General features: G+C 38.8%; 26 protein-coding genes. 9 read left to right on the forward strand and 17 right to left on the reverse strand.

Annotation, left to right across the window (positions count from 1 at the left end; genetic code table 11):
* Positions 1 to 30: 30 nt before the first annotated feature.
* Genes H4J38_RS04475 through H4J38_RS04495 form a run of 5 tightly spaced genes read right to left on the reverse strand, consistent with a single transcriptional unit; the run spans position 31 to position 3,755 of the window.
* Complete coding sequence (locus tag H4J38_RS04475; protein WP_182129799.1) at positions 31 to 756, reverse strand: HAD-IA family hydrolase; 726 nt, start codon at positions 754 to 756, stop codon at positions 31 to 33.
* Between the two features lie 11 nt (positions 757 to 767).
* A complete protein-coding gene (locus H4J38_RS04480) occupies positions 768 to 1,478 on the reverse strand; it encodes a DUF484 family protein (protein ID WP_259365382.1) in 711 nt (236 codons plus the stop codon).
* On the reverse strand, positions 1,475 to 2,305 hold the full coding sequence (gene dapF, locus H4J38_RS04485) for a diaminopimelate epimerase (protein ID WP_182129801.1): 831 nt from the start codon (positions 2,303 to 2,305) through the stop codon (positions 1,475 to 1,477). Before dapF ends, H4J38_RS04480 begins: the two co-directional genes overlap by 4 nt.
* A 17-nt stretch (positions 2,306 to 2,322) precedes the next feature.
* Positions 2,323 to 3,573, reverse strand: a complete 1,251-nt coding sequence (lysA, locus tag H4J38_RS04490) for a diaminopimelate decarboxylase (protein WP_182129803.1) — start codon at positions 3,571 to 3,573, stop codon at positions 2,323 to 2,325.
* Positions 3,574 to 3,584: 11 nt separating this feature from the next.
* Positions 3,585 to 3,755, reverse strand: coding sequence for an LPS translocon maturation chaperone LptM (locus H4J38_RS04495; protein WP_182129805.1), 171 nt, complete (start codon positions 3,753 to 3,755; stop codon positions 3,585 to 3,587).
* 110 nt (positions 3,756 to 3,865) lie between these two features.
* On the opposite strand from H4J38_RS04495, the gene cyaY reads away from it, so the two are divergent.
* The 5 genes from cyaY (at position 3,866) to H4J38_RS04520 (ending at position 8,644) form a co-directional block, all read left to right on the forward strand.
* Positions 3,866 to 4,186, forward strand: a complete 321-nt coding sequence (gene cyaY, locus H4J38_RS04500) for an iron donor protein CyaY (RefSeq protein ID WP_182129807.1) — start codon at positions 3,866 to 3,868, stop codon at positions 4,184 to 4,186.
* 21 nt (positions 4,187 to 4,207) lie between these two features.
* Positions 4,208 to 5,140 (forward strand): hydroxymethylbilane synthase, encoded by a 933-nt coding sequence (hemC, locus tag H4J38_RS04505; RefSeq protein WP_182129809.1) that lies wholly within the window; start codon positions 4,208 to 4,210, stop codon positions 5,138 to 5,140.
* Positions 5,127 to 5,870, forward strand: coding sequence for a uroporphyrinogen-III synthase (locus H4J38_RS04510; protein ID WP_182129811.1), 744 nt, complete (start codon positions 5,127 to 5,129; stop codon positions 5,868 to 5,870). Before hemC ends, H4J38_RS04510 begins: the two co-directional genes overlap by 14 nt.
* Positions 5,871 to 5,951: 81 nt before the next feature.
* Complete coding sequence (locus H4J38_RS04515) at positions 5,952 to 7,457, forward strand: uroporphyrinogen-III C-methyltransferase (RefSeq protein ID WP_182129813.1); 1,506 nt, start codon at positions 5,952 to 5,954, stop codon at positions 7,455 to 7,457.
* The gene (locus tag H4J38_RS04520) at positions 7,457 to 8,644 is read left to right on the forward strand and encodes a heme biosynthesis HemY N-terminal domain-containing protein (protein WP_182129815.1); all 1,188 of its coding nucleotides are present in this window, start codon (positions 7,457 to 7,459) and stop codon (positions 8,642 to 8,644) included. The genes H4J38_RS04515 and H4J38_RS04520 overlap by 1 nt, the downstream gene beginning before the upstream one ends.
* A 54-nt stretch (positions 8,645 to 8,698) precedes the next feature.
* On the opposite strand, the gene arfA is transcribed toward H4J38_RS04520, so the two are convergent.
* On the reverse strand, positions 8,699 to 8,902 hold the full coding sequence (arfA, locus tag H4J38_RS04525) for an alternative ribosome rescue factor ArfA (RefSeq protein ID WP_182129817.1): 204 nt from the start codon (positions 8,900 to 8,902) through the stop codon (positions 8,699 to 8,701).
* A 163-nt stretch (positions 8,903 to 9,065) separates the two neighbouring features.
* Here arfA and H4J38_RS04530 point away from each other — a divergent pair, with 163 nt between their 5' ends.
* Together H4J38_RS04530 and H4J38_RS04535 are read left to right on the forward strand one after the other, a co-directional pair.
* Complete coding sequence (locus H4J38_RS04530; RefSeq protein ID WP_182129819.1) at positions 9,066 to 9,746, forward strand: DUF2982 domain-containing protein; 681 nt, start codon at positions 9,066 to 9,068, stop codon at positions 9,744 to 9,746.
* A gap of 530 nt (positions 9,747 to 10,276) precedes the next feature.
* On the forward strand, positions 10,277 to 11,224 hold the full coding sequence (locus H4J38_RS04535) for a class I SAM-dependent methyltransferase (protein WP_182129821.1): 948 nt from the start codon (positions 10,277 to 10,279) through the stop codon (positions 11,222 to 11,224).
* A gap of 423 nt (positions 11,225 to 11,647) precedes the next feature.
* Here H4J38_RS04535 and fre read toward each other — a convergent pair whose 3' ends face one another.
* The 4 genes from fre to trxA form a co-directional block, all read right to left on the reverse strand.
* Positions 11,648 to 12,343: an NAD(P)H-flavin reductase gene (gene fre / locus H4J38_RS04540; protein WP_182129823.1), complete on the reverse strand. Its 696-nt coding sequence runs from the start codon at positions 12,341 to 12,343 to the stop codon at positions 11,648 to 11,650.
* 54 nt (positions 12,344 to 12,397) lie between these two features.
* Complete coding sequence (gene ubiD, locus H4J38_RS04545) at positions 12,398 to 13,897, reverse strand: 4-hydroxy-3-polyprenylbenzoate decarboxylase (RefSeq protein WP_182129825.1); 1,500 nt, start codon at positions 13,895 to 13,897, stop codon at positions 12,398 to 12,400.
* 235 nt (positions 13,898 to 14,132) lie between these two features.
* Positions 14,133 to 15,392, reverse strand: coding sequence for a transcription termination factor Rho (rho, locus tag H4J38_RS04550; protein ID WP_182129827.1), 1,260 nt, complete (start codon positions 15,390 to 15,392; stop codon positions 14,133 to 14,135).
* A gap of 189 nt (positions 15,393 to 15,581) precedes the next feature.
* Positions 15,582 to 15,908, reverse strand: coding sequence for a thioredoxin TrxA (gene trxA / locus H4J38_RS04555; RefSeq protein WP_182129829.1), 327 nt, complete (start codon positions 15,906 to 15,908; stop codon positions 15,582 to 15,584).
* A 187-nt stretch (positions 15,909 to 16,095) separates the two neighbouring features.
* On the opposite strand from trxA, the gene rhlB reads away from it, so the two are divergent.
* Positions 16,096 to 17,364 carry an ATP-dependent RNA helicase RhlB gene (rhlB, locus tag H4J38_RS04560; protein WP_182129830.1) on the forward strand — a complete coding sequence of 423 codons (1,269 nt, stop codon included), beginning with the start codon at positions 16,096 to 16,098 and terminating at the stop codon, positions 17,362 to 17,364.
* 3 nt (positions 17,365 to 17,367) lie between these two features.
* Positions 17,368 to 18,879, forward strand: coding sequence for a guanosine-5'-triphosphate,3'-diphosphate pyrophosphatase (locus tag H4J38_RS04565; RefSeq protein ID WP_182129831.1), 1,512 nt, complete (start codon positions 17,368 to 17,370; stop codon positions 18,877 to 18,879).
* A gap of 179 nt (positions 18,880 to 19,058) precedes the next feature.
* On the opposite strand, the gene hemB is transcribed toward H4J38_RS04565, so the two are convergent.
* Genes hemB through tatA form a run of 7 tightly spaced genes read right to left on the reverse strand, consistent with a single transcriptional unit; the run spans position 19,059 to position 24,219 of the window.
* Positions 19,059 to 20,075 carry a porphobilinogen synthase gene (hemB, locus tag H4J38_RS04570; RefSeq protein WP_182129832.1) on the reverse strand — a complete coding sequence of 339 codons (1,017 nt, stop codon included), beginning with the start codon at positions 20,073 to 20,075 and terminating at the stop codon, positions 19,059 to 19,061.
* 9 nt (positions 20,076 to 20,084) lie between these two features.
* Positions 20,085 to 21,518, reverse strand: coding sequence for a GGDEF domain-containing protein (locus tag H4J38_RS17135; RefSeq protein ID WP_259365383.1), 1,434 nt, complete (start codon positions 21,516 to 21,518; stop codon positions 20,085 to 20,087).
* Positions 21,511 to 22,305, reverse strand: a complete 795-nt coding sequence (locus H4J38_RS04580) for a TatD family hydrolase (protein ID WP_182129833.1) — start codon at positions 22,303 to 22,305, stop codon at positions 21,511 to 21,513. The genes H4J38_RS17135 and H4J38_RS04580 overlap by 8 nt, the downstream gene beginning before the upstream one ends.
* A gap of 15 nt (positions 22,306 to 22,320) precedes the next feature.
* Complete coding sequence (locus H4J38_RS04585) at positions 22,321 to 22,842, reverse strand: hypothetical protein (RefSeq protein ID WP_182129834.1); 522 nt, start codon at positions 22,840 to 22,842, stop codon at positions 22,321 to 22,323.
* Positions 22,839 to 23,606, reverse strand: coding sequence for a twin-arginine translocase subunit TatC (tatC, locus tag H4J38_RS04590; RefSeq protein ID WP_182129835.1), 768 nt, complete (start codon positions 23,604 to 23,606; stop codon positions 22,839 to 22,841). The genes H4J38_RS04585 and tatC overlap by 4 nt, the downstream gene beginning before the upstream one ends.
* Positions 23,603 to 23,971, reverse strand: coding sequence for a Sec-independent protein translocase protein TatB (gene tatB / locus H4J38_RS04595; protein ID WP_182129836.1), 369 nt, complete (start codon positions 23,969 to 23,971; stop codon positions 23,603 to 23,605). Before tatB ends, tatC begins: the two co-directional genes overlap by 4 nt.
* Entirely contained in the window at positions 23,971 to 24,219 is a 249-nt protein-coding gene (gene tatA, locus H4J38_RS04600; RefSeq protein ID WP_182129837.1) for a Sec-independent protein translocase subunit TatA, read from the reverse strand. Before tatA ends, tatB begins: the two co-directional genes overlap by 1 nt.
* Positions 24,220 to 24,259: the final 40 nt, after the last annotated feature.

A 24,259-nucleotide genomic window follows, 5' to 3' on the forward strand; every position in this document is an offset into this window, starting at 1 on the left:
TTTTTCAATTTAAATAAACAAGTATAAAATTTAGGGCAATATTTTTGCGAGTTGCTCAATATTATCAAGCGCAAGGGTGGGTAGTATTTTCAAAGGTTTACCGACTTTATATGGGTTTAACCAAGCCGTTTGACAGCCAGCATTAATAGCGCCAAACACATCATTTTTACCACAGTCACCAACATGGAGTAGCTGCGAAGAGCGAAGTTGTAAAGCCATACAAGCTTTATCAAACATATCGCGGTCAGGTTTTAATTTATGCTCAGTAGAGGCATTAAAGTGTGCGCTAAAATACTTGGCGATCCCGATTTTGTTCGTATCAACATTACCGTTAGTGATCGCCACCAATGGCACTCTGCGCTTCAGATAGCTTAAAAGATCGTGAGTTTGTTGCGGCAAAGTGAAATTACTGCGCTGCTCAACAAAATAACCTAACGCCAAATCGGCAACTGACTGGGCATCAGTACTCGGTAAACCTAGCGAAAGTGCCCCTAGGTAATAGCTTTTTTCTCGCAACAGGCCAATGTCATGCTTGAGCATAGGAGTTTGTGCAATAACTTGCTGACGAAAAGGCCACCAAAAACGAAAATCAAAAGTGTATAAACTACTATCAAGACCATAATCGCTGAAAATGCGTTTAAAATAAATGATCATCTGCGCATCGGTCGCCAACATGATCGGTTGGTTACTATATAAAGTGTCATCTAAATCAAAGCTAATGGCATCAAAAGGCAATAGTCTGCGATAAAATCTCACAATGTTTTCACCTAGAAAAGATGTTGATGTAAAAGTTTTGCTACCAATTTTTTAAATTGGCTTAATAATAAAGTATCCATACGTGGATCAAAATGTTTAGCATCTTGGCTACTAATCGCTAAAAAACCAACATCTTCTTGATTATGAGTAAGTCGCACTAAAACTACTGAACCTGTAGAAGGTTCAGCAAATATTAATTCTTGTTCGCTTTGTTGTAAGCGCCCAAAGTAATAGTCATCTTTACTTAATCGATTTTCAATGATTTCAGCGCAATCATGACTGATTAAAGAACTATGCTTAATATCTGTTGGCTTTACTAACCATAATTTCAAAGCGTCTAATGACAATAATTGAGTGGTTGCCTGATGCAAACAATCAAGTAATTCTGCTGCGGTCGTGCAATCAAGTAAGCGAAGATATAGGTCGCTATATAAAGTAAACAATTGCTCATTTTGATTTGCTATCACCATTAATTGGGTGATTTCTTCTTCCAAATTGTGAATTTTTTGGCGCTGCTGTGACAATTGGCGCTCAACTAAAGAGATAGTGCCACGTTGATGATCAGGTAGCCTCAAGCTAGTTACAAACTCAGCTTGACGATTAAAAAACTCAGGATACTCTTGCAGATAGCTAACGATTAATTCATCAGTTAATTTTATTTTGTCATCTGACATTAGGTTTTGATCACTTGATTGCATAGATTTATTTTTGTCTTGATTCATAAGTTTATTTGCCCATCGAACACATGCACGGCGGGACCTGTCATTTTGACTGAATTTCCAGGGCCTTTCCAAAAAATTTTCAATTGCCCCCCAGGTAAATCGACTAACACTTGTCGATTCAATTTCTTCTGCATTTGGCCGACAACAACCGCTGCACAGGCGCCACTACCACAGGCCAGTGTTTCAGCTGCGCCTCGTTCATAAACACGTAGTTTAATATATTCGGGTGACACTACTTCCATAAAACTAATATTTGCTTGTTGAGGAAAACGTTCATGCAGTGACAAAGCTTCGCCCAACACGGCTACTGGCGCTGCTTTAACATCATCTACCGTTAAAACACAGTGCGGATTACCCATTGAAACCACGCCACAAAGTACGGTTTCGTCTTCACTACGTAGAATATAAGTGCCTTCGGCTTTTTGCGCGGTAAACGGAATTTTCGCCGGCTCAAATTGCGGTACCGGCATATTGACCGAAACATTACCGTCGCGCTCAATAAATAAGGTCATTTTGCCCGATTGCGTTGAAACCTTAATTTTATGTTTATTAGTTAAGCCTTTTAAGCGCACAAATTTTGCAAAGCAACGCGCACCATTACCACATTGCCCCACTTCACTGCCATCGGCGTTAAAAATGCGGTAATGAAAGTCTAAATCAGGATCATACGGAGGTTCAACAACCAGCACTTGATCAAAGCCAACACCAAAATTTCTATCGGCGAGTAGCTTGATTTGCTCATTCGACAAAAAAACATTTTGTGTCACGTTATCAAGCACGAGGAAGTCGTTACCTAAACCGTGCATTTTAGAAAAATTTACTAACATCTACACCTAATCTCACACTATAAAGGTAACAAGCTTTCACCTTGCCACAATTGGCTTAAGGTTTCGCGTTTTCTAACTAAATAACTCTCACTGCCGTCAACCATAACTTCAGCGGCACGTGGTCGACTATTGTAATTTGAACTCATGGTAAAGCCATAAGCACCGGCACTGCGAATAGCAAGCAAATCGCCGGGACTTATCGCCAACGTGCGATCCTTACCTAGAAAATCTCCAGTTTCACATATGGGGCCAACCACATCGTATTGCGCACTGGCCACATCATCACGTTGCTCAACAGGAATAATAGCTTGCCAAGCTTGATATAATGCCGGTCTTATCAAATCATTCATTGCCGCATCAACAATGGCAAAATTACGGTCTTCACTCACTTTGATGTATTCAACTTCAGTTACTAAAACACCCGCATTAGCCATCACAGCTCGGCCAGGTTCATAAATAAGTGTTAGATCACGACCAATTAACTTCTGTGCAATAGCTTCAGCGTATTCTTTAGGATGAGGTGGTTGTTCATCATCGTAACAAACACCCAAACCACCACCAACATCGATATGCGAGAGTACAATACCTTGTTCGGCTAGTTCATCCACTAACTTTAACACCCGATCTAGGGCATCTAAAAACGGTAAAATCTCGGTTAACTGTGAACCAATATGACAATCAACACCTTGAATATTGATATGCGATAATGTCATCGCATATTGATAGAGCTTAGGTGCTTGCTCAATGCTGATACCAAATTTATTTTCTTTTAAACCGGTTGAAATATAAGGATGTGTGCCGGCATCAACATCAGGATTTACTCGCAATGAAATAGGCGCAATTTTATTTAGTCCTTGCGCAACCGATTGAATACGAGCTAATTCTGCTGCCGATTCAACATTAAAGCAGTAAATATCAAGGTTTAGTGCGTAAGCAATTTCGTCTGAGGTTTTACCCACGCCTGAAAAAACCACTTTTTTCGGATCGCCGCCGGCTTCAATAACCCGCATCAACTCGCCTTTAGAGACAATATCAAAGCCCGAACCTAGGCGGGCCATAACATTTAGCACAGCTAAATTACTATTGGCTTTAACGGCATAACAAACAAGATGTGGTCGCTCTCCAGCCGCTTGGTCAAAAGCATGCCAATGGCGCTCAATTGTGGCTCGAGAATATATATAAAGCGGTGTACCGTATTGCTTTGCTAATTCAGAGACCGGACATTGTTCGGCGTATAATGAATGTTGTTTACGATTAAAAAAGTCCAATGCCGTTCTTCCTAATGTTCTAAACTGGTTTTATCAGTGATTTTATCAGTTTCTTGGCTTGTTTTCGGTAAGTTCTCTTGCTGTTGTTCAGGAGTTTGGTATAAAGGACCTTTAATGCCACAGCCTGTTATAATTGCTAAACTAAGCAAACTGAAGAAAATAATTACAATTTGTTTACGCATAATGGATTTATTCGATTTTTTTCCCATGATAGACGTTTTATAATCCCTTGACCAACAATTACCAAGCAAAGATTAAACAATCTTAAAGCGTAGGTATAAAGGAACAGTTAATGAATGATAGTCAATACAATTTAGCCGCAGAAAACATCTTACTTGCGGTAGAAGAAGCCATCGAAAATTGCGGTTACGATATCGATTATGAAGGTGTTGGTGGAATGTTAACCCTCACATTTAAAAATGCCAGTAAAATCATCATTAACAAGCAAGCGCCCTTGCATGAAATTTGGGTAGCAACGAAATTTAACGGCCATCACTTTCATTTCGAAAATGACCAGTGGTTTGATAAACGCGGTGGCAGTGAGCTATGGCAATTTTTATCCGACGCGGTCAGTAAACAAGCAGATGAAACCATTGCCCTTTCTGCGCAATAAATATTAATTAAGGTAATTTAAATGACGCATCAAACCGTACGAATTGCAACGCGAAAAAGTGCCCTAGCACTGTGGCAAGCAGAATATGTTAAGGCGCAACTTGAACATTTTCATCCGAACATCAATGTTGAATTAGTGCCAATGACCACCAAAGGTGACATTATTCTCGATACGCCGCTCGCAAAAGTAGGCGGCAAAGGCTTGTTTGTTAAAGAACTTGAAGTAGCCATGTTAGAAAATCGTGCTGATATTGCCGTGCATTCCATGAAAGACGTGCCAGTTGAGTTTCCAGAAGGTTTAGGCTTAGAAATTATCTGCCCGCGCGAAGACCCCCGTGATGCTTTTGTCTCTAATACCATTAATAGTTTGGCCGACTTACCTCAAGGCGCAGTGGTGGGTACTTCAAGTTTACGTCGTCAATGTCAAATTAAAGCCATGCGCCCCGATTTAACAATTCGCGATCTGCGTGGCAACGTAAACACCCGCCTTAAGAAGCTCGACAATGGTGAATATGACGCGATTATTTTAGCCGCAGCTGGCCTTATTCGCTTAGCAATGCCAGAACGCATTCGCGAATATATTGCTCCAGAGGTTATGTTACCGGCAAATGGGCAAGGTGCTGTTGGCATCGAATGTCGCGATGATGATACCACTATCAAAGCATTATTAGCTCCACTAGGTTGTGAGGAAACGCGTATTCGTGTTATCGCTGAACGTGCCATGAATCGTGCCCTTGAAGGTGGTTGTCAGGTCCCTATTGGCAGTTATGCCGTACTTGAAAATCAACAAATTTACTTACGTGGCTTAGTTGGAGCTATTGATGGCAGCGAAATATTAACCAGTGAAGTTCGCGGCAACATCAGTGAAGCAGAACAACTAGGTAACCAACTAGCCGAGCAACTATTGGCAAAAGGCGCTGACAAAATTCTACGCCAGGTATATGAGCAAGCATAAACTTAAGTTACTAATCACGCGCCCTGAAAAATCTGGACGCGATCTGCAAAATTGCCTGCAAGAACAGGGTTACAAGAGCTATTGCCAACCCTGTTTTGATTATCAAGATGGTGCTGATCTTGAGCAATTACAGACACTACAAAGCCAACTTACTTGCCCTATCGTGATATTTATTAGCGTTGCTGCAGTAGAGTTTGCCAACAAACTCATGCCCATATCATTATGGCCTACTCAAGAAATAATTGCGGTTGGTAGTGCGACTCAACAAGTATTGAAAACCTTGGGCGTAAGCGCTTTAGTTCCTATAAAACATGACAGCGAAGGCTTGTTAGCACTAGCGCCACTTCAAAATGTACAAGCAAAAGAAGTGATGATTGTGCGCGGTGATGGCGGTCGAGAACTTATCGCTGAAGATTTACGAAGCCGTGGTGCATCTGTGCATTATTTTGAAAGTTATCGACGCGTTTGGCGAAATTACTCACTTGATGTCATCAAAACATGGCATCAACAGCAGATAAATTGTATCTTAATCACTAGTAACGCTTTATTAGAATTCATAGTAAACTTAATAAAAGAGTCAGACAGTTACTGGCAAGAACAATGTCTGTGGGTTGTGGCGAGTAATAGAATTGCCATCAAAGCAGAAGAGATGGGTATTAGCCGAATAATAAATGCTAATGGCGCCAGTACCAAAGCCATTATTAATGCGCTTGCCTGTGACCAAGATTAAGTAATACCAAGTTATATAAACAGCATATTAACCTAATAAATTCAGTGTGCGTAGCGCCAACATGTAAGATAGGATCAGTTCATGAGCGATAAAAAAAAACCCGATCAAACAAAACCTGATGATACTTCGGCTGACAACAGCCATGTTGAAAAACAAGCAGGCTTGTCTGCTTCAATTAACATTAGCTCACCGCTAGAAACGCCTTCGAATAAATCTGCCGCAACTGAAAAAACTTCAGAACATACTCAAGACAAAGCTCAAAATAAAGTAAAGGCAGCTGCTTCAGATAACAAAAACGAAACTAAGCCATCATCGAACAACAACTCTGATAAGAGCACAGTACCTTTGAAAAATACTACTTCCACCACAGTAAATAAGTCGACTACTGCTGGGACTATAACCCCACCAGACAAAAGTACAGCAGCTAATGCCAAAAAAGGTAAAAATAAAATTTCTAAAATAGCTGTTGTTGCATTAATTATTGCCCTATTAGCTATTGCTGCCAGTGCCGGTCATTATTATTGGAGTGAACAGCAAAAAGCACAATATAGCTTGCAACTAAATGATATTGTAAAACGTCAATTAGTTGAGAATCAGCAGCAGGTAGCTCAACAAATTTTACGGAATAAACAGAGCATTGCTCAGCAGTTTTCGCAAAGTAAACAAGCCAGTGCTAATGAAATAAATGCGCTACGTAGAAGCCTAGCACAACGTGATAATCTTGAAAAAACTAACAGTGAAACTATTGCACAACTTCAACAGCAAATTGAGAGTTTAGGTAAAAATCAACCCAGTGATTGGTTGTTGCAAGAAGCGGAATATCTTATTCGAGTGGCTTCAAGAAGCTTGTGGCTAGAAAAAGAAACAGCCACCGCTATTAGTTTACTGAATGACGCTGACTTACGTATACAGGAATTAAATGACCCGCAATTTTTAGCATTACGCCAAATAATTCAGCAAGATATCGCCAAGCTACAATCACTACCTAAACTAGCAACTGATAACGTTATTTTAAAGTTGATGACACTTGATCAACAAGTCAAACAATTACCACTAGCGATCTTTGAAATTCCAGAAATTAGTGAAAATGAATCCACACTTGAGTTAACAGATAACGCTGGTGATTGGCGCGAAAACTTGGCCAAAACATGGCGTAAGTTTACTACTGAATTTTTCACTATTACCCGCAGAACAGGTAATATTGAACCTTTAATGTCGCCACAATTTCAACAAAATTTACGCGAAAATCTCAGTCTGAAATTACAAACCGCCATTTGGGCTGCAAGTAAAGCTAACAACAAAATTTATTTGCAATCGCTGAACGATATTCAGGGTTGGCTAAATGATTATTTTGATATGACAACATTGGAAAATCAAAATTTCATCAAAACTATCGACTCGTTAAAATCAGCTAAGATTAACGTTGTTTATCCAAATAAGCTTGCCGCGTTAAAAACAATCCGACAGTTATTATCAGATAATACTCAACCTGTAACATCCAATTTAAAAAACTTAAATAGTATTGAAGAAATGCCGAAAACATCTGAAGACGAGCCAACAAGCACTGAGCAAGGTGAGGATTTATAATGAAACGAATCTTATTATTGCTGACTTTATTTCTTGTTGTAGTCGTTATAACGCCGATGTTAATTGGAGAAAAAGGCTACATTTTGGTCTCAATTGGTGACTTCGCTATTGAATCAACCGTGATTACGGCGATCATAACGCTGGCTTTGTGCTTCCTCGCATTAGCACTTACCATTAAGTTTTTCCGTGGCGGAATTAGTTTTAGTTTCGCGGCTTGGAATAAAATTGCTTTTGCCAGTCGACGACGAGCACTTAAAGACTTTAACAAAGGCATTGCAGCCTATGTGTTGGGTGATTATAAACAAGCAGAACATTTATTAGCTAAATCTGCCGATGCGTCCACTTTTGAGCATATCGCTTACCTTGTTGCTGCTGATGCTGCGCAAAAACAAGCATTAAAACCAAACACTGATCACTATTTAGGCCTGCTAGAACAAACCACTAACACCTTTAAAGAAGCTGGTTTAGAAGCCGTGTTAATTAAAATAAAATTACTGATAGGTCAGCAGAATTATCAACAAGCACGCACTGTAATTGATGAATACCATAAGCATATTGGTCATGATGCACGCCTACTAAGATTAGAAATTGAATTGAGCTTAGTTGAGCAGCGTTTTGACTATGTCATAAAACAGCTGAATACGGCGCAAAAACAAAAATCTATTTCCACACAAACTATCACGCTATGGCAGCAACAAGCGTTTTATGGCGCCTTTAATAGTCAAATTAAGCAACAAGATAAAAATGCTTTGCTAGAATATTGGCAGCAACTCCCGAAGAAAATTAAACAATCAGAAACGGTTGTGCTTGCTTATTGTCAGGTGTTAGCAGAAAACCAAGTTAACGAACCCTTAGCAAAGTTATTATTACCTGTAATAAAAAAAGGTAATGCGATTAGTCTGTTAAAAGCGGTAAGAACCTTACCTATTACTCAAGACGACAGGCTTATGGCAGCAGCACAAAAACATTTGCATAGCGAGCCACATAATGCGCTTTGGCTGTCATTGGTTGCTCATTTTGCTATGGCTTCTCAACAATGGCCGCTGGCAGAAAAAGCCTTTAATAGTTTAGTTAATCTTGAAGATAAGTCCTACGATAAAGTCGATTTACTGGCTTTTTCACTCGTACTTGAACAACAAGGTCATTTAGATCGGGCCAATCAAGTACTGAGAAAAATTCACGCGTAGAAATTTGACAAATAAAGCTTAAAGCCCTATTTAATAATGGTTACACCCTAGGGGTTAAACCGCTATTAAATAGGACTCTTGTCCTTTATGCTTTTGTGTTCTTTGATAAGCACCCTTACCTTTTTTAGCCGCAATTATTTGTTGTTTAAACAACTTTGACGTTACCACAGCCGCGAAAAAATTATCTTTAATTACGCCTCGGCCAAATTCACAACCATTTTGATTTTGCAGATGTTTTTTTACTTTATTCTTAGTCATTTTATCCTACCTTTTACTTTGTTGATGAATACCCATTACTACAAATTTATTGCTTCGTAGCGAAAACGCGCAGAGTATATACTAATCAAAAAATTATACACAAATATTAAATAAAATTAATATTCCCTCCATTATGTGGGGCAGTTGTTAAAGCAAAAAAACTATGACAAAAAATAATAAGACAATAAAAATAAAGGCTATCGCCCGTCATCATGGCTTATTTATTACTTTAACCGGTGTTATAGCTTTATTCATTGTGGTGTGGCTATGCCGCTATTATTGGCAACAAGCGCGCTTTCCCTTAATGTTTATGATACTCGCTTGTTTAGTTGCTATGTTTATCGGATTACTAAAACTGACTGAACCTAGCTATAGCTTAATAGTGGCACCTGAAACATTAACTTTTCATCATCGTCTTGGTCGTTGGCAGTTTAATTGGCAGCAAATTCGTAACATACATAGCGTAACAAATACGGTTGGTATAACCCGTGAAGAGCTAAATTACGTTGGTATCAAACTAACCTCGATAGACACAATAGCAACGAGTATATCTTTGCGATTAGCAAACCGTATGATCCACGAGCAAAAGCCGCTTATTCACTATTGTATTAAGTTGCAGTTGCTGACAATGGAACAAGGAATAATAAATTTTGAGCCTTATGTTTTGAAAGATGGCAAAGTATTAAAAGGGCCATTGGCCGCTTTTTTACATCATAGTGAGGTATTGCATCAAGCACTTGGCGCGCACATATTTATTTCCGCGAGTAATTTAAATGGCTCAATTGACGACTTTGTATTTTTGGCAAACGGTTACTTAGCTAATGCAGAGTTAGACTATTATTAACTTTTGGTTTTTCGCCAACTTTATCGAATTAAAAATGCCACTACTGGCAAAGATAAAACTTAGGTTTTCTAGCAGTAACGGCAACTTTAGTTACTGCAGAGTAGGTCACTTTGATGGCGCTAATCTAAGAAAACATGGCTTTAGCTACCAGTAAGGCAATTTTATTTTCTTAATTATTATTCGAGCTATTAGCAGATAAGTAACGATACAAACCTCGATACATAAGTATTTTGCTGCAGTACTTAGTTTTGATTAACTAGCTAACCCAAACAGCCATTTATACTCATTGTTATAGACACTAAATTATAAATACAAAAAAGCACGTACTTTTGCTGAAATACGTGCTTTTTTCTTAATATATAGGCATTTGTAAATAAATTTTCCATTATTCTTAACGAATCTTTAATGCTATTTCTACGGAATTAGTCCAATCTTAAAACATATAATCGATAGTATTGGTTTTGTTAGCAAATAAGTTAACGAGTACAGATAATCAAGACTAAAAATATACTTACGAGCAGAGCATAAATTTGACAAAGAAATGGCAAGATCTGATTAAAAAAGCATGGAATGATCGAAAAACACTCCATGAATCTAAAGAATTTGATTGTTGGCGGATTTTTCATGGTTATACCGAAGGAGCAAAAGGTGTTGTCATTGAAAAGTTTGGCGCTATGGCTTTGATTGAGTATAAGGATGATATTCGTGAAGAGCTTGATGCGATTAAAGATGCACTATTAAAGTGCTTCCCCTTTACGCTAATTTTGGCTAAAGGAGACCAATCGGTAGGTTTGAGGTTAAAGCAAAGAATGTTTACGCTGCACGGCGACCTTTCCGACGCACCAGAATTTACTAAAGAATACGGGGTATATTACAGCTTACTGCCAGATGCTATGCATAATTGTGGCTTGTATCTAGACGCTCGCCCAGTACGACAATGGTTAGCTAAAAATAGTGATGGCCGTCGTGTTCTGAACTTATTTTCATTCACAGGAAGCCTGGGTATTGCAGCCTTAAAAGGCGGTGCAAAAGCAGCAATTCACCTGGATAAATCAAAAGATTTGTTGCCACGTATCCAAAAAAGCTACGAAAAGAATGGCCTTGATTTTGGCACTCGTAGTTTCATACAAGGTGATATCTATAAACATTTACCTAAAGCAATAAAGAATGGCCAGAAGTTCGATGGTATTATTTTAGATCCTCCCCCAAAAGTGTATAAATCTCCTTATTCAGATCATCAGCCTAAAGGGCAAGACTTTGCGCGGTTGGTCAGTCTATGCTCAAAGCTTTTAAGCCCAGGAGGTTGGTTGATATGCTTGTTTCATCGCTATGACGCTTCATGGGACCAATCAGATGCTGAGATTGTTGAATCATCTTCTAATACCTTGAAAATGATAGAAAGGTTTACGAGTGAGTGTGACTTTCCTGATGAAAATGAAGATCGAAAGTTGAGAGTGACTGTATTCGAAAAAATTTGATATATAAGCTTAACGAGTCGATAAACCTAATAAGTGGGGACGCATAATACAGGCTGTATTTTTCGCTGTACCACCGACATAAATCAGAATATGGGTTTACAAACTAGTGTGTATAACGAAAATCAGTTTTACAAATTTTCTGCTCATTGTAACCTTAAAGCTTACACTTCTAGTGTCACACTAGGTAAAATTCAGTCAAGGGTTAAAGTTTTCATTAGTAACGATAAGTGATTGCAAAATAAATAGGTAATGGCCGTTATAATAGAAAGCGGCCATTAGTGTTTATAAACATCACAATCAAATATTATGACGATAAAACGTTTGCTCGTAACAGTAAATTTAAACAGCTCTTAAAAATGTTAGCCAACAAGATCAATATTAACCAATATCAGTAATCTCACCTAAAAACTTGGCTGTTATCGCTTAGATAAACGCAAAAGCATCAGCATACATATGTTCAATTAGTGCACCCTGCTTAACAAAGTCGCCACGCACGGCAGCGACCATTTCAAAACGACCGGCTAGGTAAATGTCGTAATCAACTAAGTTTTTAACGTCTGCCATTACTACTTTATGCACCATGCCTGAGCAACCTTGCCAGTCATCATTTGGCGCTTCAATGACTGGAATAAATTTACCATTAGGTAATTTATTAATCATCGAGGCGGTTTGATCTAGCTCATAGCATGCACTCGGCTCACGCAAGCCCCAGTAAACTAATACTTCTCGCTGAGAATGCTGCAAAGCTAAATATTCAAACATAGATTTAATGTATGAAAAGCCAGTACCACCAGCAATAAGCAGTAGCGGGCGTTTACTTTCTTCGCGTAACTGTGCATTGCCAAAGGGCATTTCTATAGTTACTTGAGTATTGGCTTTTATGTGCTCAATTACTTGCATCGGATAACTATCCGAGCCAAAAGCACCAATTTGTAATTCAATAAACTCAGCGCCAGGGGCACTAGCTATTGAAAAAGGACGTTTGTCTTCGTCACTCATAACAAAATTTAAATATTGTCCGGCAGAAAAATCAACAGGCATATTCGGCTTTAAAAGCGCCTTATAAACATGCTCCGTTAATGGCGTTAACGACGCTACCTGACATGTGATCACTTTCATTTATTTTGTACCTTATGACTGCATGCTCGCTATTTGGGGCTGCAGTATTATAATTTATGAGTTACTTGTGTCGTTAGAGATATTGAGTTCGTCCCATATATCATCGACTTGATCTTTAATCGCTTGTGTCATTTCAATGGGTTCACCCCATTCACGATTAGTTTCACCCGGCCATTTATTCGTTGCGTCTAAGCCCATTTTTGAACCTAGACCTGACACAGGAGACGCGAAATCTAAATAATCTATCGGTGTGTTTTCAATTAACACCGTATCACGGCTTGGATCCATACGCGTGGTCATTGCCCAAATAACGTCTTGCCAATCACGGGCATTAATATCATCGTCACAAACAATCACAAATTTGGTATACATAAATTGACGTAAGAATGACCAAACTCCCATCATGACGCGCTTGGCATGACCCGCATATTGCTTTTTAATGGTCACTACGGCTAAACGATACGAGCAACCTTCTGGCGGCAAGTAAAAGTCTTGAATTTCAGGAAACTGTTTTTGCAAAATAGGCACAAACACTTCGTTAAGCGCCACGCCGAGTATTGCTGGTTCATCTGGCGGACGTCCGGTATAAGTACTGTGATAGATAGGATTTTTTCTATGAGTAATATGCGTTACCGTCATTACTGGGAAGTCATCAACTTCATTGTAATAACCAGTATGGTCGCCATAAGGTCCTTCTGGCGCTACCTCATCAGGGTCGATATAACCTTCGAGTACAATTTCAGCGCTGGCTGGTACTTCTAAATCATTACTAATACATTTAGCCACTTCGGTTTTACTCCCGCGTAATAAGCCAGCGAAAGCATATTCTGAAAGTGTATCTGGCACGGGTGTAACCGCACCTAAAATAGTGGCAGGATCGGCGCCTAAGGCAACAGATACGGGATACTTTTCACCAGGAAAGGCTTTTTTAAACTCTTGAAAGTCTAACGCGCCGCCACGGTGAGATAACCAACGCATAATAACCTTGTTACGACCTAATAATTGATTGCGATAAATACCAAGATTTTGACGTTCTTTATGCGGACCTTTAGTTACCGTTAATCCCCAAGTAATCAAAGGGGCAACATCACCTGGCCAACATTTTTGGATAGGAAGTTGAGTCAAATCAACCGCATCACCTTCAAGTACAACCTGCTGACATAATGGTTTTTTAATGACTTTAACCGGCATGTTCAGCACTTGCTTATACAGTGGAATTTTACTTATGGCATCGCGAAAACCTTTTGGAGGTTCAGGCTCTTTCAATGCGGCTAGTAATTTACCAACATCGCGCAATGCTTTAACATTATCTTGCCCCATCGCCAAAGCAACACGCTCAGGTGTCCCAAATAAGTTGGTTAGCACAGGCATACCATGTGGCTTGCCATTTTCATCGGTTGGGTTTTCAAATAATAATGCTGGACCCGCTTGACGCAAAGTACGATCGCTGATTTCTGTCATGGTTAAATTAGTAGAAATGGGTTGGTTAATACGCTTCAATTGCCCCAATTTCTCTAATTGATCGATAAAGTCTCTTAAATCACTATATTTCATATTAGAATTCGACCAAAAATTTGTCATGTATTATAACGGTAGAAAGATGAAAATCCCTAATTGATAGCAATATCATGACAATTCTTTTGTTTTCGTATGATATAAATTGGAATAATTAATCTGCTTTGTATAACTGGGTAGATCACATTCTATAACAGCTATGAAAAAGTACTTATATTGTCGGCATAAAAAAGCCAGCAGTTGCTGGCACTTTTAATCAATGTTTGTCTAAATATTACTGACGTTTCATTGAATCAAAAAACTCGTCATTGGTTTTGGTCATTGACAGTTTATCAATCATGAATTCCATCGCGTCAATCTCACCCATTTCATGGACAATCTTACGTAATATCCACATTTTTTGTAATTCATCAGGCTTAGTTAACAACTCTTCACGGCGAGTACCACTGCGGTTAAAGTGAATTGCAGGGAACACACGTTTTTCAGCTATTTTGCGAGAAAGGTGTAATTCCATATTACCTGTACCTTTAAACTCTTCGTAGATAACTTCATCCATTTTAGATCCGGTATCAACAAGGGCTGTTGCTATGATTGTTAAGCTACCACCTTCTTCAATATTACGCGCTGCACCAAAAAAACGTTTTGGACGATGCAAAGCATTAGCATCAACACCACCAGTTAATATTTTACCTGATGATGGAATAACCGTATTGTAAGCACGTGCTAAGCGGGTAATTGAATCTAGTAAAATAACTACATCTTTTTTATGCTCAACTAAACGTTTTGCTTTTTCAATTACCATTTCAGCTACTTGAACATGACGATTCGCTGGCTCATCGAAAGTTGAAGCTATTACTTCACCTTTAACCAAGCGTTGCATTTCTGTTACTTCTTCTGGACGCTCATCAATAAGTAATACCATCAATTCAGCATCTGGATGATTATGGGCAATACTTTGGGCAATATTTTGTAGCAACAAGGTTTTACCGGCTTTTGGCGGGGCAACGATCAAACCACGCTGACCTTTACCAATCGGTGAAGCTAAATCTAATACACGCGCTGTAATATCTTCAGTCGAACCATTACCGCGTTCCATCGTCATACGGTCGGTTGGGTGAATAGGCGTCAGATTTTCAAAAAGAATTTTATTGCGAGAGTTTTCTGGACGGTCAAAGTTAACTTCATTAACTTTCAATAAGGCAAAGTATCGTTCGCCGTCTTTTGGTGGACGAATTTTACCTGTGATGGTGTCGCCTGTACGCATACTAAATCGGCGTATTTGGCTTGGCGATACATAAATATCATCAGGGCCTGCTAAATAGGAAGAATCCGCAGAGCGTAAAAATCCAAAGCCGTCTTGTAGAATTTCTAAAACACCGCTACCAAAAATATCTTCGCCACTTTTAGCGTGGGCTTTTAATATAGCAAAAATAATGTCTTGTTTACGGTTACGAGCCAAATGCTCTAATTTCATCGATTCTGCAAGCTGAACCAGTTCGCTGATCGACTTTTCTTTAAGTTCGTTAAGATTCATAGTGGGGGTTTCTTAGACTATTTAGGTTGTTATGCTGTGCCGTTTGGCTATTTAGGATGTTTGAGTATGGTTTTTTTGAAATGTTTTTTCTTTGAGCGTTAAACTTAGCATTAAAAAGCAAACCAGTAAAGGATCACTTAATTGATCAAAGGCTAAATAACAAAAAGGTCCGATAAATCGGACCTTTCTTTATAAATTGTTATCAATAAACTCTTTTAATTGAGTTTTTGATAGAGCGCCAACTTTCGTATCAGCGACAACACCATCTTTAAATAGCAACAAGGTAGGAATACCACGAATACCATATTTAGGTGGGGTGTTAGAATTTTGATCGATGTTTAATTTACCGATAGTTACTTTACCAGCATATTCTTCTGCAACGTCGTTTAGCAACGGCGCGATCATTTTACATGGTCCACACCATTCAGCCCAGAAATCAACTAGAACAAGACCAGATGCATTAATTACATCGGTGTCAAAACTATCATCAGTTAACTGAACAATTTTATCGCTCATTTATATCTCCATTAAAGGTGGCCTATCGCCAATTGGTTAAGATTATACCTTCATCACAATTAATTACCAACAATCATATATAACAGTTATGGTCATTTTATTTAAAAATCAACTAAAGCCATCATTTTATTGTCGCTTTTATGTGAATCTAATTTTTATTAATAGCGTAACCTGTTAAGCTAGCGGTATGAAAAAAACACACTTAACAGAAATAAAGTTCTCGGAACTTAAACTCGAGCCTACCGTAGTTAGCGGCCTCGACAAAATGGGCTTTGAATATTGTACTGAAATTCAAGCAAAGTCTCTTCCTATACTCATGACAGGCAAAGATATAGCCGGTCAAGCACAAACTGGCGAAGGTAAAACAATTGCCTTTTTAGCTGCAACATTCCATCATTTATTACAGAAAAAAGATGTCAGCCACAATCAACCGCGTGCCTTAATCATGGCGCCAACCCGTGAGCTTGCTATCCAAATTCATCGCGATGCCATTGAAATGTCAAAAAGTACCGGCTTGCGCCTTGGATGTGTTTATGGTGGCGAAGGTTACGAAAGCCAACGTTTAGAACTTGAACAAGGTGTTGATATTTTAATCGGCACATGTGGTCGCTTACTAGATTACTTGAAACAAGGTATTTATAACCTGAGTAATATTGAAGTTGTGGTACTTGATGAAGCTGATCGCATGTTCGATTTAGGCTTTATTAAAGACATTCGTTATATGTTTGACAAAATGCCTGCAGCAACTGAACGTTTAAGTATGCTATTTTCTGCCACGTTATCATTTCGTGTTAAAGAATTAGCCTTTGAACACATGAACGACCCTGACAGTGTTGAAGTAGAACCAGATCAGAAAACCAATATTCGAATTTCTGAAGAGCTATTCTATCCTTCTAACGAAGATAAAATGTCTTTATTACAAACACTGATTGAAGAAGATTGGCCTGATAAAGCGATTATTTTTGCCAATACTAAGCATGTTTGTGAAAAAATATATGCACACCTTGAAGCCGATAATATTCGTGTTGGCATGCTGACCGGTGATGTTATTCAAAAGAAACGTTTGAAAATATTAGAGCAATTTACCGCTGGCCAGTTAGATGTTTTAGTGGCGACTGATGTTGCGGCACGTGGTTTACACATCCAAGCCGTTACGCATGTATTTAACTACGATTTACCTGATGATTGTGAAGATTATGTTCATCGTATTGGCCGTACAGGCCGAGCCGGCGCTACTGGACATGCGATTAGCTTAGCTTGTGAGCAATATGTCTTTAATTTACCGGCCATTGAAAGCTATATTGAACATGCCTTACCTGTAAGTAAGTATGATCATGAAGCGCTATTGACCGATTTACCAAGACCTAAGCCGCGCCCGCGTCGTCATAAGCCTCATAATGGTGGCCAAAACCGCAGCCGTAGTGCAGGCAATAGCAGGCCTCAAAGGAACAGTTAGTTCATGACGACCACTTCAATGGAGACTTTATCACCTCTGTATGCCGTGGTCGATTTAGGCTCTAATAGTTTCCATATGTTAATCACTCGACAACTTGCCGATAGTGTGCAAGTTGTTGACAAAATCAAGCGTAAAGTACGCCTTGCTGCTGGCTTGAGTGAAGCAAACATATTGTCTGAGCAAGCCATGGCAAAAGGCTTAGAATGTTTAAGTTTTTTTGCCGAGCGCCTGCAAGATATCCCTGAAAAAAATATTCGAATTGTCGCCACCGCTACTTTAAGATTAGCGCAAAATCGCGCAGATTTTATCGCTAAAGCTGAGCTCATATTAGGCCATAAAGTTACCCTATTAAGCGGTATTGCTGAAGCTGAACATATTTACCTTGGCGTTGCCCACACCAGTTTTAGTGCCAATAAACGCTTAGTTTTAGATATTGGTGGTGCCAGCACAGAAGTTATTGTTGGCAGAGGCTTTACTGTTAAAAAAGCCCATAGCCTTAACATGGGTTGTGTTACTTATAATCAACAATATTTTCCCAATGGCACACTCACGGCTGAAAACTTTAACCGTGCAATATCCGCTGCTGAACTAGCTATTGCCTTAATAAAAAAAGATTTTTGTGATATTGGTTGGCAATGTGTTCTTGGTGGCTCAGGTACCATGCAAGCATTAGCCGAAATGTTAAATTATCAGCATAAGCCCAGTGTGCTTTCGTTAGACTTTCTCTATCAAGTTAGAGCACAATTACTCACTTTTGATGATATTAACAATGTTAATTTACCGGGTTTATCAACAGAAAGAAGCCCGGTTATTGCCAGTGGGTTAGCTATTTTAATTGCCTTATTTCAGCAATTTTCTATCCAAGAGTTAACTCTTTCTAGTGGTGCATTACGTGAAGGCTTACTGTACGAGATGTTACCCGATAGCCATACCACTAATATCCGCCAACGCACTATTCGCGCTTTAAGCCAACGTTTTCATATTGATCAACAACATGCAGATAGTGTAAAGCGGCAAATTAATACTATATTTACCCAACTAAAATCAACTTGGAATTTATCTGACGATAACGCATTTGCGCTACTACTAGCCAGCGGTGACTTACATGAAATAGGCCTGTTACTTGAATACAAATATCATCAACAGCATAGTGCCTATATTCTTACTCATGCAGATTTGGCGGGTTTTAGTCAATCAGATAGGCAGCTACTGGTCAGTTTTGTCTCGCTTTATAAGGGAGACATCAACTTGGCACTTATTGAGCAACAATCAGCTATAGACGATGAGACTGCCAAGAAGTTATTAATTATTCTACGCTTAGCAATAAAATTGTGCCGTCGCCGCAAAGACGATGAATTACCAGACTATCGAATCTCACTAAATGATAAAACTATATACCTGGGTTTACCGAAAGCTTGGCTAATGCAGCACGCCCTTATTCATGATGAATTAAAGCAAGAAAATGCTCATATTGCCCGACTAGGGTATCGCTTGAACATAGAATGTGAAAAGTAATTAATTAGCGTAGCAACACAGTGTCAAAAATAATAAAATTCAGATTTCCAACGATTAAATAGTTTCTCGCCTAGTAGCAAGTCGACAATAAAGTTTAAAACGCTGACATAAAAAAGCCGTGCTTTGCAGCGCGGCAATATGTTGTTAATTCACTACATCTACAAATATTTAAGCACTATTTACGCTTTTTGTTCTTCTTTTAACCAACGGGCTACCTGCTTAGCAAAGTAGGTTAAAATGCCGTCAGCACCCGCTCGTTTAAACGCTAACAAACCTTCCATTACACAAGGTTTTTCAGCTAACCAGCCATTTTGAATTGCCGCCATATGCATGGCATATTCACCACTGACTTGGTAGGCATAAGTCGGCACTTGAAAATTATCTTTTACCCGGCGAACAATATCCAGATATGGCATACCTGGTTTAACCATCACCATATCTGCACCTTCGTGAATATCTTGCGCGACTTCATGCAATGCTTCATTACTATTGGCCGGATCCATTTGATAAGAGAATTTATTGCCGCCTTTAATATTGCCTGCGGAGCCGACAGCGTCACGAAACGGGCCATAGTAACTAGAGGCAAATTTGGCAGAATAAGCCAGTATTTTAGTATTAACAAAATGATGATGTTCTAGTTCTTGGCGAATTGCGCCTATACGACCATCCATCATATCGGAAGGAGCAACGATGTCAGCGCCAGCTTGTGCATGAGATAAGGCTTGTTTGACTAAAATATCCTTGGTTACATCATTTAGCACATAACCGTTATCATCAATAATGCCATCTTGACCGTGGGTGGTGAATGGGTCTAAGGCAACATCAGTGATCACACCTAAGCTTGGAAATTTTGCCTTTACCGCGCGCACAGCACGCTGAGCTAAACCATCAATGTTATAAGCTTCTTCAGCCAAAAGTGATTTTTTATCAACCGGTGTAACCGGGAAAATAGCAATTGCTGGAACGCCTAAATCAACCAACTCTTGGCACTCGATTAGCAGCAGATCAATACTTTTACGTTCAACACCTGGCATAGATTCAATCTCTTCGCACTGGTTTTCACCTTCAAGCACAAAAACAGGGTAAATCAGATCATTAACACTGAGTTGATGTTCAGACATTAAACGTCTTGAAAAGTCATCTGAGCGCATACGGCGCATACGGCGGGCGGGATATTGGCCAAAGACGTTGTTCATACTGATTTCCTATAATAATTTAAATTTACTTACTTGTACTTGATCTCGACCAGCTTGTTTCGCTTTATATAGTGCTTTATCTACATTCTCGAAAATAATTTCAGGCGTCACTTCTTTCTCTTGCTGATACGTTGTTACACCGCAACTTACAGTTAATTCTATTACGCTTTCATTATTGGAAATCTTTTGCTGACGCACACTTTGACAAATTTCTTGCGCCAAAGCTAATGCGCCGTTTTCATCGGTTTCAGGCAGGATCAAGCAGAACTCCTCGCCACCGTAGCGGCAACCCACATCAGTACTCCGGCGCAATAAGGATTTCAGTAAACTCGCCACTTCAACAATGCATTTATCACCTGTTAAATGGCCATAGTTATCATTCACTCTTTTAAAATGGTCAATATCAACCAAAATTAGGCTTAGTGGTGTCAAATTACGGCGACTACGTCTAAATTCTGCCAATATTTTTTGATCATAGTAACGACGATTATAAAGCCCTGATAATTCATCAAGCGTATTCTTCTCTTTTAATTCTTGATTGACTGTTTCTAATTCTTGTAAGGCAATCTTCAACTCTAAGGTTCTTTCTTGCACTCTGCTCTCTAGTTGCTCTTGGCTTTCATCCTGCAAGGCAGATAACTTTTGCTGTGCTCTATTAGAGCTTATTGCGCTATCCAAAGCCTGTTGTTGAGCTAGCTTTTCATCACGTAAATGGCAATAGTATGTATGTCCCATCAAATAGGTCGCCATAATGGTCATAAACCAAAAAGCCAGCATGTCCAAGTAATTAATGATCTGAGCAGAAAAACTCCCGAAATACAGTAAATAAGCGATAACATTAAAGCTCAATTGCACCAATAAAATATATGAGTATATTTTTGGTAATCGGCCGTCGCTTTTTTTAACCGTTCTGCTGACATAAAGTAGCGCCAACAAACTAATACTGATCGGTATTTGCGTTAATAACCAAGTATGACTGTGACTAAGTACAAAGCTTAAAGGCACGGAAATCGTCATGATAATTGCTAAACGCAGTAATAATTGATAGCTTTTTGATTCATGATTTTTTAGAGAAAACAACTTAATCGTAAAGATAAAAAACAGCATGTTTGACAAGTTCGCCAGTAGCACGCCCTCAGTATTAAGTAGATGAATATTGTTAGTAAATAATGCAAAAAGTGAAATGTCGCCAGCCACTAAAATACCCAGTGACTTTATAGCAAAAAACAACGCTAAAATTCCCATATTGTAGCTGCGTGAAGCTCTTGCCCAAGTAAAGCACATCAAAGACAAAATTAGGCTACTACCGATAAATATATGTTGTATGTGCAACTGTAATAGTAAGCTTGGCTTTGCCATCACAGGAATACCTTGGGCATTTACCACTGTAGACATTAAAAATGTCATCAACAAGCCCATAATGGCGATAAGTAAATTACGCATTGTTAGCTCTTAAATCAAAAACGATTTCACTATTGAGCGTAGTTTGCTTAATGATTTCCTGCTCGCTATAACCCATTAATTCGGCTAATACGGTGACAATATAAGGTAAATAGCTGGGTTCATTTCGGCTACTTTTAGGTTTAGGGCGAATGTTTCGTGGTGTTAAATAAGGCGCATCTGTTTCGACCATCAGTCGCTCAAGTGGAATAAGCGGTACGATATCACGCAGCTGTTGACCCCTACGTTCATCACATAGCCAACCAGTAATACCGATATACATGTCAGCATCTAAACATTGCTGTAATTCTCGCTGGTTGCCAGTAAAACAATGAGAAACCATGGCTGGAATACGGGCAAAATATGGTTTTAGAATTTCAAACCAAGGCTCAAAGGCATCTCGTTGATGTAAAAATAACGGCAATTGAAGTTGCTCTGCTAATGCTACTTGCTGACTAAAAACATCTTTCTGATTTACTTCACTAGAGAAATTTCGATTAAAGTCTAAACCGCACTCCCCAATAGCTTTAACGCAGTTATTTGTTGCTAAATCAGCTAATTGTTCTTGAAAATTTTTCGCAGCATTATCGGCATCATGTGGGTGAATGCCCACAGTACTATATAAATAATGAGGATAATGCTGACATAAAGCAATTGCTTGTTTACTTTCTTCTATATTGGTACCTGTAACTAACAATGCACTAATGTTTGCTTGCTTAGATCGCGCTAAAACCTCCGCACGGTCTTTATCAAAGCGTGCGTTGGTTAAGTTAACACCTATATCAATCAAGAAATTATAAACTTATTATTTCAGACGCTTAACGCGAATTTTTTTATTTGAATCGGGCTCATTTTTCTTCAAATAAACCGCATTCAAAAAACCTTTAGTCAGCATTACGCTATCGCCAACCTTAAGTTTAAGATACTCACTGTCAGCCTGTTTCCATTGTTGACCATTGGTGAAAGTGAAAAGCCATTTACCGTAATGAACTTTACTGAGCTGCTCAATAGTAAACACAATCTGTAGATCTTCTTCAGCGACCTCAGCTGCTTTTAAATGTTCTGCACCAAAATTTTCTGCTTTTTTCGTCGTTGGTGCTGTAATGGTTTTTACTTTAGCTGTTGCGACTTTATGACTAGACTTTGTAACTATATTTACGGGTGCTGAAACTTCAACTTGCTGAGCTAAGTCGTCAAAACAAGCTAGGCGTACTAAATTATCTTCAATTTTTGCACATTTTTCCAAACTGTTATGGCTAGTGCCTGCTTGTGACGTCAATGATAACAATGCCAAAATAGCGAGGGTTAAGAGAGAATTATATTTCATGATTGTTCATCCTTTGATTCTGATTCTTTGTCTTCGTCATCTTCTTTGTAATAAAAAGAGGCGATAATAATACCTAACTCAAATAACAACAGCATAGGTACTGCCAACATAGTTTGAGAAATAATATCTGGTGGGGTTAACAACATACCAACAATAAATGCGCCAACCACAATATATGGGCGCTTAGTACGTAAGCTAGCCGGGCTGGTAACTCCTGTCCAGCATAGCAATATAATAACAATTGGAATTTCAAATGCCGCGCCAAAGGCAAAAAACAGTTTTAAAACAAAATCTAAATAACTACTTATATCAGTTGCTATGGTAACGCCGTCAGGTGCGACCGATGAAAAGAATGCAAAAGCAACCGGAAATACTATGTAGTACGCAAACGCAATACCACCATAAAACAATAAGGTACTGCCAAACATTAAGGGTGCAATTAAACGCTTTTCATTTTTATACAAACCAGGGGCAATAAAAGACCATACTTGATACAGAATGAACGGCATTGCGATAAATATAGATAATACTATGGTCAGTTTAAATGGCGTAAAGAACGGAGATGCTACGTCAGTAGCGATCATTTGCGTCCCCTCAGGCATAACGGCCAAAAGCGGTTGCGCAACATATTGGTAGATATCTTGCGCAAAGTAAATCAGTGAACAAAAAACAACTAACACACCTAACACAGCATGCAATAATCGTGTTCTCAGTTCTAACAAATGATCAAATAATGTGTAATTTTGCTTAACGGCTGAACTCATTTGCTCTGCTTTTCATTTTTATTATCAGCTGGTTGTTCAATTTTTTCAGAAGAATCAATTGATTTTTCAGCTATTTTATAAGGATTATTTACCATTTCTGCCGCTTCTTTTAACGATTTCACTGAAGCTTCAATTTCTGGCGACAGACCTTTCATGCCGGATTGTTCCGCTTTTTTTAAATTCGTATGCAATTCTTGGATACGCAGTTCTTCAGTAAGCTCGTTTTTAACGCCCTCACTAAAGGTGCGAACGCTAGATATCCAGGTACGCACAGTACGAATTGCAACAGGCAATCGTTCGGGGCCTAGTACGACTAAGCCAATAATAGCGATTAATAATAGTTCCCAAAAACCTATGTCAAACATTAGACTTGGTCTTTCTCTTTTTCAGACACCTTGCTATTTTGTGCTGTTTTATCGCCTAAGCTATCGCCATTAACTGAATCTTCTTCTGTAGCCGCTTCTTTTTTTTCTGGTTCATCAGTTACAGCGCCTTTAAAACCTTTGATTGCTGAACCTAAATCAGTGCCCAAATTACGTAATTTTTTGGTGCCAAATAACAACACAACAATCACTGCAATAATTAATAATTGCCAAATACTTATACCGCCCATAAAAAACCCCTATAATTTAATTGATTTCATTATAAAGTTT

Origin of the sequence: Colwellia sp. BRX10-3, from assembly GCF_014077505.1 — a bacterium.
Lineage (GTDB): Bacteria > Pseudomonadota > Gammaproteobacteria > Enterobacterales > Alteromonadaceae > Cognaticolwellia.

Bases quoted from the DNA above. Each gene is read 5' to 3' on its own strand.
- H4J38_RS04480 (WP_259365382.1), bottom strand. From the start codon at position 1,478: ATGAATCAAGACAAAAATAAATCTATGCAATCAAGTGATCAAAACCTA.
- dapF (WP_182129801.1), bottom strand. From the start codon at position 2,305: ATGTTAGTAAATTTTTCTAAAATGCACGGTTTAGGTAACGACTTCCTC.
- H4J38_RS04495 (WP_182129805.1), bottom strand. From the start codon at position 3,755: ATGCGTAAACAAATTGTAATTATTTTCTTCAGTTTGCTTAGTTTAGCA.
- cyaY (WP_182129807.1), top strand. From the start codon at position 3,866: ATGAATGATAGTCAATACAATTTAGCCGCAGAAAACATCTTACTTGCG.
- hemC (WP_182129809.1), top strand. From the start codon at position 4,208: ATGACGCATCAAACCGTACGAATTGCAACGCGAAAAAGTGCCCTAGCA.
- H4J38_RS04510 (WP_182129811.1), top strand. From the start codon at position 5,127: ATGAGCAAGCATAAACTTAAGTTACTAATCACGCGCCCTGAAAAATCT.
- H4J38_RS04515 (WP_182129813.1), top strand. From the start codon at position 5,952: ATGAGCGATAAAAAAAAACCCGATCAAACAAAACCTGATGATACTTCG.
- H4J38_RS04520 (WP_182129815.1), top strand. From the start codon at position 7,457: ATGAAACGAATCTTATTATTGCTGACTTTATTTCTTGTTGTAGTCGTT.
- arfA (WP_182129817.1), bottom strand. From the start codon at position 8,902: ATGACTAAGAATAAAGTAAAAAAACATCTGCAAAATCAAAATGGTTGT.
- H4J38_RS04530 (WP_182129819.1), top strand. From the start codon at position 9,066: ATGACAAAAAATAATAAGACAATAAAAATAAAGGCTATCGCCCGTCAT.
- fre (WP_182129823.1), bottom strand. From the start codon at position 12,343: ATGAAAGTGATCACATGTCAGGTAGCGTCGTTAACGCCATTAACGGAG.
- ubiD (WP_182129825.1), bottom strand. From the start codon at position 13,897: ATGAAATATAGTGATTTAAGAGACTTTATCGATCAATTAGAGAAATTG.
- rho (WP_182129827.1), bottom strand. From the start codon at position 15,392: ATGAATCTTAACGAACTTAAAGAAAAGTCGATCAGCGAACTGGTTCAG.
- trxA (WP_182129829.1), bottom strand. From the start codon at position 15,908: ATGAGCGATAAAATTGTTCAGTTAACTGATGATAGTTTTGACACCGAT.
- rhlB (WP_182129830.1), top strand. From the start codon at position 16,096: ATGAAAAAAACACACTTAACAGAAATAAAGTTCTCGGAACTTAAACTC.
- H4J38_RS04565 (WP_182129831.1), top strand. From the start codon at position 17,368: ATGACGACCACTTCAATGGAGACTTTATCACCTCTGTATGCCGTGGTC.
- hemB (WP_182129832.1), bottom strand. From the start codon at position 20,075: ATGAACAACGTCTTTGGCCAATATCCCGCCCGCCGTATGCGCCGTATG.
- H4J38_RS17135 (WP_259365383.1), bottom strand. From the start codon at position 21,518: ATGCGTAATTTACTTATCGCCATTATGGGCTTGTTGATGACATTTTTA.
- H4J38_RS04585 (WP_182129834.1), bottom strand. From the start codon at position 22,842: ATGAAATATAATTCTCTCTTAACCCTCGCTATTTTGGCATTGTTATCA.
- tatC (WP_182129835.1), bottom strand. From the start codon at position 23,606: ATGAGTTCAGCCGTTAAGCAAAATTACACATTATTTGATCATTTGTTA.
- tatB (WP_182129836.1), bottom strand. From the start codon at position 23,971: ATGTTTGACATAGGTTTTTGGGAACTATTATTAATCGCTATTATTGGC.
- tatA (WP_182129837.1), bottom strand. From the start codon at position 24,219: ATGGGCGGTATAAGTATTTGGCAATTATTAATTATTGCAGTGATTGTT.